We start from the raw sequence: 6,980 nt of genomic DNA on the forward strand, positions 1-6,980 counted from the left end.
CAATGACTGCGCCGTCAAGCTGGGTGTGTTCACCTACTTTCACTTGATAGCCGCCTTTACCGGCAAACAGTCCGGTCTGCTCTTGTACGGAGTCAAAGTTGCTGTGGATTTTGTCGCGGCTGGCGCTGAGGTTGAATGAGCCGCCCGGTTGTGGACCGAAAGTGGTACTGTCGCTGGCACTGACATTCTGCTGCTTCATATCGTAGCGGTTACTGTCCTGCTCGCTGCTGAGTGTCAGGTGGCGTTTGACGTCGGCGGCAATCTGTTCGCCACTGACCTGAGCGCCTTTGAGCGTCGCGTCCCGACCGGCGTTGAGGGTGACGGTTTGTCCCGCATCCAGCGTAGTTTCATTATGGCTGACGCCGTTGCCGCTTTCGCTGCCTTTACCGCGGTTAACACTGGCGGAGAGATTGATACCCGTTCCTCCCGGTCCGGCAGTGACGGATCTGTGCAGGGACAGCTAGTAGTGGCTATTTCTACTGTTACCAAACTGACAAGCTAAGTGGGGGGCTGGTAGACGTCATGGAAAGGTTGGTTTAAGTTGTAGGAATTGTTTGAAGGCTATCGCCTTCAGTCTCTTAATCAGGAGATTTGACTAAGAGACTGGGTATAAGATTGATGGCTATTTTTTAATCAAGAAGCTCCGGCGAGACATTACCTGTCTCAAAAAACTCTTTAAATACTTTCACTACAAAATCGAAATCTTTTGTGAGTTGGCGTGCTGGCCAATAGTCTCCTAAGATATCAATTTGTTGATCAAGTTCTTTAGGGTTCCAGTAAGAACGGACATTGTATTCATCTTCTAATATTTCACCTAATGTAAGTAAATAATACCCATCTTCCGTTCTTACCTGTAGCATTTCAGCACCAGTTATATTGTCGGTGACATCTAATGTTACGGTTCCTGATTGGTCTTTTAAATCTAGTATGATTTGTTTAATATGCGACCATGTGGGAGATTTATAATTATCTCCTTTTCCATTCAAGGTCCAGCTGATAGAAAAATTCATTCTTAATTTTTTTCCTTAATCGATTTCATTCCAGGGGCCCAATATAATGTTTTTCCTGTATTTTCTTCATATATTGTAAGTGACTTTAGTCCTGCTTTGTCAGCCATTGCTGCAATGTCACCACGGCAATAACCACAGACAGGTTCTTTTGATACTCTCAATATCATCTCTCGACCAATAGTTATCCCGTCTTCATAAGCTTGTTGGATAGTTCCAACTTCTGCATGTGCTGATGCCATATTTCCATTAGGAAGATTCTTACCGGGATATTTTTCTATTTTGGCTTGTATCCGACCATTAATCAGAGTAGGCCTACTTTTATCCCCAAGATAATAATCAGGTCTATTCCCCTGATTGGTATCAGTAAATTTTTTCCCGGTTTCTTTATCAGTTAACTCTGCTGTGACCTTAGGAATGGAGGTATGAGTTTTTTTATCCAAAACCCTACTGCTTTCCTGAATTGTGAGTTTATCTGGTGAGACGATTCCTTCTGCTGGTTTGGTTATGGCTTTATTACCGGCAACACCTCCAAATATAGCCAGTGAACCCAGACTCATATTTGCTACGCCACTACCATATTTTCCGTCAATAACCTGCCCAATACCCGTACCAGCCTGATATGAACCTCCGGCAACAATGCTTCCCCGAATAAGTGTTCCTGGCGTGCCGGGTAATATCGTTAATGCATCCGTTCCGAGAGCAGCTTGCCCTGAATGTACGCTGTACGTTTTCAGATAGCTTAATGCTTCATTATAGGCTTTCGCATCTGCGGCAGCCGCAACAAATGCGCCCCCGTTAACTAAATTCTGAATTGCAGCCGCAGCTTCTTTTCCTGAAAAACCATATTCTGTCTGCAATTCATAGCCATATTGATTGAGCAAAACAGACAGCTCCTGTTTTCCTTTCTCATCTAATGTACCTTTGCGATATTTGTCTAACATCACATTACTGGCTTTGTCTTCATTGGTGAGTCTGACGATATTTTGTGAAGCTTCCAAGAGGTTTTTACCTGCCTTTTGGTCGTCAAGAGCTTTGATCAACGCATCATTCTTTTTGACAGTCAGGAAATTATTCTCCACCGCATTCTTCCCGGCCTGGGCACCGGTGATGGCGCTTCCGGTGGAGTCACCGGCAATGCCGCCTGCCAGCCCTGCTGCCAGGGTGGAGAGGGTGCTGATGGTCTGTTTTTCCTCTTCACTTAAGTCACTGACTTTAACATTTTCACCATGAATATGCTTCATCAGTTCTCGCGCGGCCAGTTCACCGCCCGCCGCTCCGGCCGCACCCGCCAGCGCATTGTTACCGCTGACTTCGGCGGCCACTGCCCCCAGAATGGCATGGGCCAGAGTATTGGTGACGACATCGACTTGATGGGTTTTCGGGTCGGTAGTCAGGTCTTTAATCACTCCAGCTAGGTAAGGGGAAGCGCCGCCCGCCAGTGCCTGACCAATATTTCCGCCTGCGAGTCCCTGAATAGCTGCGGTAGCCGCCTGTAAAGCGGTGTGGTATTTCCCTCCGGTGCCAAGGCCAGACTCATTCAATGCCTGGTTATAGGCGGTTTTGTAAATCTGGTCTTTAATTTGCTCAGGCGTAATGTTGGTTTTGCCTGCGTTTTCCAGTTTCTTTCGGGCCGCTTCTCTATCCGGGTCACTGATGTTTTCCAGTTTGGCGTGGGCCGCTTTGGTGGCGATAATTGCTCCTTCAGTACTGGCGATGTCAATCACCTGCGCACTGATTTCGCCAATCAGTTGGGCCTGTTTCAGTCGTTGCTGTTCTTTCTCTTTGTCGAAGATAGGACTGAGAGCGTTATTGGCATGGTCGGTATCCCGGCTCAGGGTGGTGATATCCTGTTGCTGGTTGTCTTTATCCCGGATAATCAGGGTGCCGTCACTGACCGCGGCATGGGTGGTGCTTTGGGCGTGGCCTTCCCGGTTAGCGCCGCCCAGGGTATTGGCCGCCATATTACTGAGTAACATGCCGCCTACTGAGCCGCCAGTGCTGATACTCACGCTATGGTGTTCGGTTTTAAAATCCGCTTTGTTTTTGATATCGCCAAAGCCGAGAGTGCCGGTATCGAGGGTGTTTTTGTCTTTGTCTGCGGTACTGGCAATGACCGCGCCGTCAAGCTGGGTGTGTTCACCTACTTTGACTTCATAGCCGCCTTTACCGGCGAATAGTCCGGTCTGCTCTTGTACGGAGTCAAAGTTGCTGTGGATTTTGTCGCGGCTGGCGCTGAGGTTCAATGAGCCTCCTGAACCCGGACCGACATTAGCACTGATGCCGGCACTGACGTTTTGTTGCTTCATATCGTAGCGGTTGCTGTCCTGCTCGCTGCTGAGTGTCAGGTGGCGTTTGACGTCGGCGGCAATCTGTTCGCCGCTGACCTGGGCACCTTTGAGCGTCGCATCCCGACCGGCGTTGAGGGTGACGGTTTGCCCCGCATCCAGCGTAGTTTCATTATGGCTGACGCCGTTGCCGCTTTCGCTGCCTTTACCGCGGTTGGTACTGACGGAGAGATTGATACCCGTGCCCCCCGGTCCGGCGGTGAAACCGACTCCTAGTGAGCTGCCGCGACTGCTGTTTTTGCCGGTGGTCTGTTCGGTGTTCTGGCTGGATGAGAGCTGGATATCCCGGCTGGCATTGAGTCGCAGGTCTTTACCCGCCTGCAACTGGCCGCCCTGAATGCGGATATCGCCGTTCTGGTCTGGCGTGCCGGAAGCGGTAAGGGTGAGATTATCCCCGGTCATCAGGCTGCTGCCCTGTTGAGTGGTCTGGTGCTGTTTCAGTTCTGACCGGGAGGACTGGCTGCCGTAGGAGAGGTTGACACCCACCAGGTTGTTGTTGGCTTTGTCGTCACCGCCTTTAGCATTGGCCAGACGGGCTGCCTGGACAGCCTGTACTCCGCTAAGGGCGGCTTTGGTGCCTTGTAAGGCTTTGATTCGGCTGTCACTTTCACTTCTGGCCGCTTGAACTGTTTGAACAGCGGAATTCAGGGCCCCGCCTGCGGTGCCGGACAGGGCTACGGTCAGGCCGCTTTGTTTCTGTTCGGTTTTGGTGACAGCGGTGTGGCTGTTTTCCGCACTGGTGATGTTAATATTTTGACCGGAAAGTTGCATATCGCGGCCCGCCACCACATCACTGCCGTGAAGGTTGAGCTGTTTTCCGGCGCTGAATGTTACACTGCCCTGACTGCTGCCTACCGTGCTGCCTTTGTTGAGGTTGCTGTCGATGTCGGTAGTGGATTTTTGGCTGGCTTTGCCGACGGTGAAGCCGATACCGCCGGTCCCCATCAGTCCCGATTTTTTCTCTTGCTTGAAGTGCGTTTCATGACGGGCTTCATCAGCGGTAGTGACGGTGAGCTGGTTGCCGGCGGTCAGATTAACATCCTGAGTGCCTGCGACGTTACTGCCGATGATGTTTAGGTCATTCCCGGCCTGTACAGTCACGCTGTCGCCACTGAGCGTGGTGCTCTGCGCCCGGCGTTCATGCACTTCGTCGTGGGTTTCGATGGAGGATTTAGAGAGTAAGCCTTTACTGGTCTGTTTGCTGTGTTCTACCAGGTCTGATGAAGCGGTGTCTACTTAAATGTGACAAATGCTTCCTGTACTTCTTCATGGAGAACTTCCCCCTACTTGTTGGGTGTCCAACTTTCGGGGGCAGTTCATTTGGCTGGGGTCTTTAATATATGACACTGAAAAAACTAGATGATAAGTAAATCACCAGAATAATCGACAGGTGCTTTGTACTTATAATTACGTGTTTCTGTATCTACCACACTTTTCAAGTAATCATTTAGGATTAAGCCCGTATCCTGAACAACTTCTTCGTTTTCATCATAACGATAAACCAAGTCAGGGTTATCTGATTCAGTTAATACGAAATAGTATTGAGTGTAACTTTCCACCGATATAAAAAATGGTCTTTGTTTAAGCAAATCATGGCGTTGAATCTCAGCTAACTCTTCTCTTAAGCCAGTTTGAAATAATAGGCTACCTCGAAGGGTTTTTTGCTCCCTGTAAAAAACTAAAGGGAAATCACCGAAAAGCCCGCCACTACAGCGTCCCATACAAATTAAAAAATCATACAACTGACCTTTAACTTCAATATCATAAAGGCGTTCAATTTTCGAGATTTCTTCAGCAGAATAACCTCGCATATAGTTGATATCGATTTCTAGCTCAGGATAAACTGAGTGCAAATAGTTTATTAGTGCTTCATTAATCATCTTTTTTTCTACCTGTTGTACCGTGATAAATATTAATATTAAAATCTTTGTTATTCTCGGCAAAGCTTTGGCTTGTACTCCCACATCCTTTACACATTCCAGGAGAAATTGCAGATGTATTTTGGATAGAGATATTTACATCTGCTTTTTGTCCTTTGTAAGTATCCTGAATGTGACTGAATAATTTCTGTTCAGCGTGGTTTAAGTTAGTTTTACCTGCCTCAACTTCTACACTGGGCACGCTCTGACTGTCACTTTTAATTACCTTATAATTTACACCACCAATGTTTACAGTTGTAGGTGAATTACCAGACCAAGATTTACCACTCACTGATAAATAATACTCTGTTTTGCCATTGACAGTTACTGATCCCGCAGCATAACTAACTGCGGCATCATCCATTTGTTGGCGTGATTTGAGGTGAGTTTTAGTTTCTTGCCGGATCTTATTCAGATCTAACGCTGGATCAGGCGCTTGATTCAAATCATGAACACGGTAATTCCCTGTTGTTCCTTTGGTTGCATTAACTGGCTGGTTTACAGATGGGCTAGCTCCTTTTGTTTCCGCATTACCTTGTGATGTTTCTGATGCCCCCGAGCCTTTTGTACCCGTATTGCCTGTATCTTTTGTCGCAGGCTTCTTCCCGGCTATCCCCAGCCCAATCATCCCGCTGCTGCCCATTTTTGGCATTACACCAAACTGTTCCGCGAACTCCTTGCCTTCAACAACCTTCTTTACCACATCTGGCAGCGACTGGTAAATCGCCTGGGCGCTTTCCGCATTCTCCGCCTGCACAAAGCGGTTTAACTCTGTCATCTCCTCATTGCTAAGGCTGGAGAAGGACGAAGTTCGGTTCAAACCACTGGCGGCGTCTGTTCCCGAGTTCATCATTTCCCAGACGGACACCACACAGCCCGGGTTATGGGAGCAGTCATCCGCGACACCTTCCTGACGGTTTTTCTCGCTACGCTCCTTAAACTTGTCGTAAATCGTCTGCTTGCTTGCGCCTGTTTTCTCCGCTTCCAGCAGTTCTTCTTTCAGTTCGTGGACATCTTTGGCTGTCAGGAAATTATTCTCCACAACAACGCATTCCATTGCGAAGTTGATTACCGAACGCCGATTTTCCTAATGCCCTCAGTCAGTTACACCCCGTTTTTTCCAATGTCCGTTCACCGCCGAACTCAAAACCCCTGACGCGCTTTTCGCCTCCAAAGGCCGGTTTTTCCCGCCGTGCCATTGTCAGTGTAGCGCCTTTTTCGGCAACGGGCGAACGTCGCCCAACTTGCTTGGGCGGCGGGTGCCCGTTCTGCGGGCGCGGGCGGCAGAGAGCCCGCAAGCGGCGCCCCTGCGACGCTCTGGGGCACGGGCGTTTCAGACCGGGCACGGCTTTGCATGACCCCGCCGGGTTCAGGGGAAGCCCCTCGGGGGGCTGCACGGGGCGGAGATGGCGAGCACGGGAATGAGCAAGGAGCTTGCGACTGCGAACCGGGCGCAGCCAGTGCAGCAGGGTTGGGGCGGGGGGAAGTTAATTAACGGAGGCCGCAGGACGACCTGCCTTCAGGGGTGTTGGCCGGACGTTGGCACGGCAGCTAAAGAAGAACTTAGGGTTGCCGATGTCCGGCTCAGTCGGTTAGAGCATAAGGCGCAGCCTTGTGCGCCACTCCCCGCAATGCCGACCCGCGGGGGCGCAAGACATAATGCCAATTATACGCATTAAGCCGCTCATCAATGCTCAGGCGATTGC

5 protein-coding genes and 2 pseudogenes are annotated in these 6,980 nt (G+C 49.6%); 1 reads left to right on the forward strand and 6 read right to left on the reverse strand.

Annotated elements, in window-relative coordinates:
* The 6 genes and pseudogenes from EAE93_RS23205 to EAE93_RS23225 form a co-directional block, all read right to left on the reverse strand.
* A pseudogene (locus tag EAE93_RS23205) lies at positions 1-442 on the reverse strand (hemagglutinin repeat-containing protein); the annotation flags it as partial.
* 187 nt (positions 443-629) lie between these two features.
* Positions 630-1,010: a DUF6911 family protein gene (locus EAE93_RS23210; protein WP_105397046.1), complete on the reverse strand. Its 381-nt coding sequence runs from the start codon at positions 1,008-1,010 to the stop codon at positions 630-632.
* Between the two features lie 2 nt (positions 1,011-1,012).
* Positions 1,013-1,951: a cytidine deaminase-like fold-containing protein gene (locus EAE93_RS25765; RefSeq protein WP_462806112.1), complete on the reverse strand. Its 939-nt coding sequence runs from the start codon at positions 1,949-1,951 to the stop codon at positions 1,013-1,015.
* A gap of 114 nt (positions 1,952-2,065) precedes the next feature.
* Positions 2,066-4,585 (reverse strand): annotated as a pseudogene (locus EAE93_RS23215) (hemagglutinin repeat-containing protein); the annotation flags it as partial.
* Between the two features lie 125 nt (positions 4,586-4,710).
* Complete coding sequence (locus EAE93_RS23220) at positions 4,711-5,235, reverse strand: hypothetical protein (RefSeq protein WP_236548281.1); 525 nt, start codon at positions 5,233-5,235, stop codon at positions 4,711-4,713.
* Complete coding sequence (locus EAE93_RS23225) at positions 5,228-6,331, reverse strand: hypothetical protein (RefSeq protein WP_214040660.1); 1,104 nt, start codon at positions 6,329-6,331, stop codon at positions 5,228-5,230. The genes EAE93_RS23220 and EAE93_RS23225 overlap by 8 nt, the downstream gene beginning before the upstream one ends.
* Positions 6,332-6,695: 364 nt before the next feature.
* On the opposite strand from EAE93_RS23225, the gene EAE93_RS23230 reads away from it, so the two are divergent.
* Complete coding sequence (locus EAE93_RS23230; RefSeq protein WP_214040661.1) at positions 6,696-6,953, forward strand: hypothetical protein; 258 nt, start codon at positions 6,696-6,698, stop codon at positions 6,951-6,953.
* Positions 6,954-6,980 lie beyond the last annotated feature (27 nt).

Origin of the sequence: Photorhabdus akhurstii (genome assembly GCF_018448925.1) — a bacterium.
Classification (GTDB): domain Bacteria; phylum Pseudomonadota; class Gammaproteobacteria; order Enterobacterales; family Enterobacteriaceae; genus Photorhabdus; species Photorhabdus akhurstii.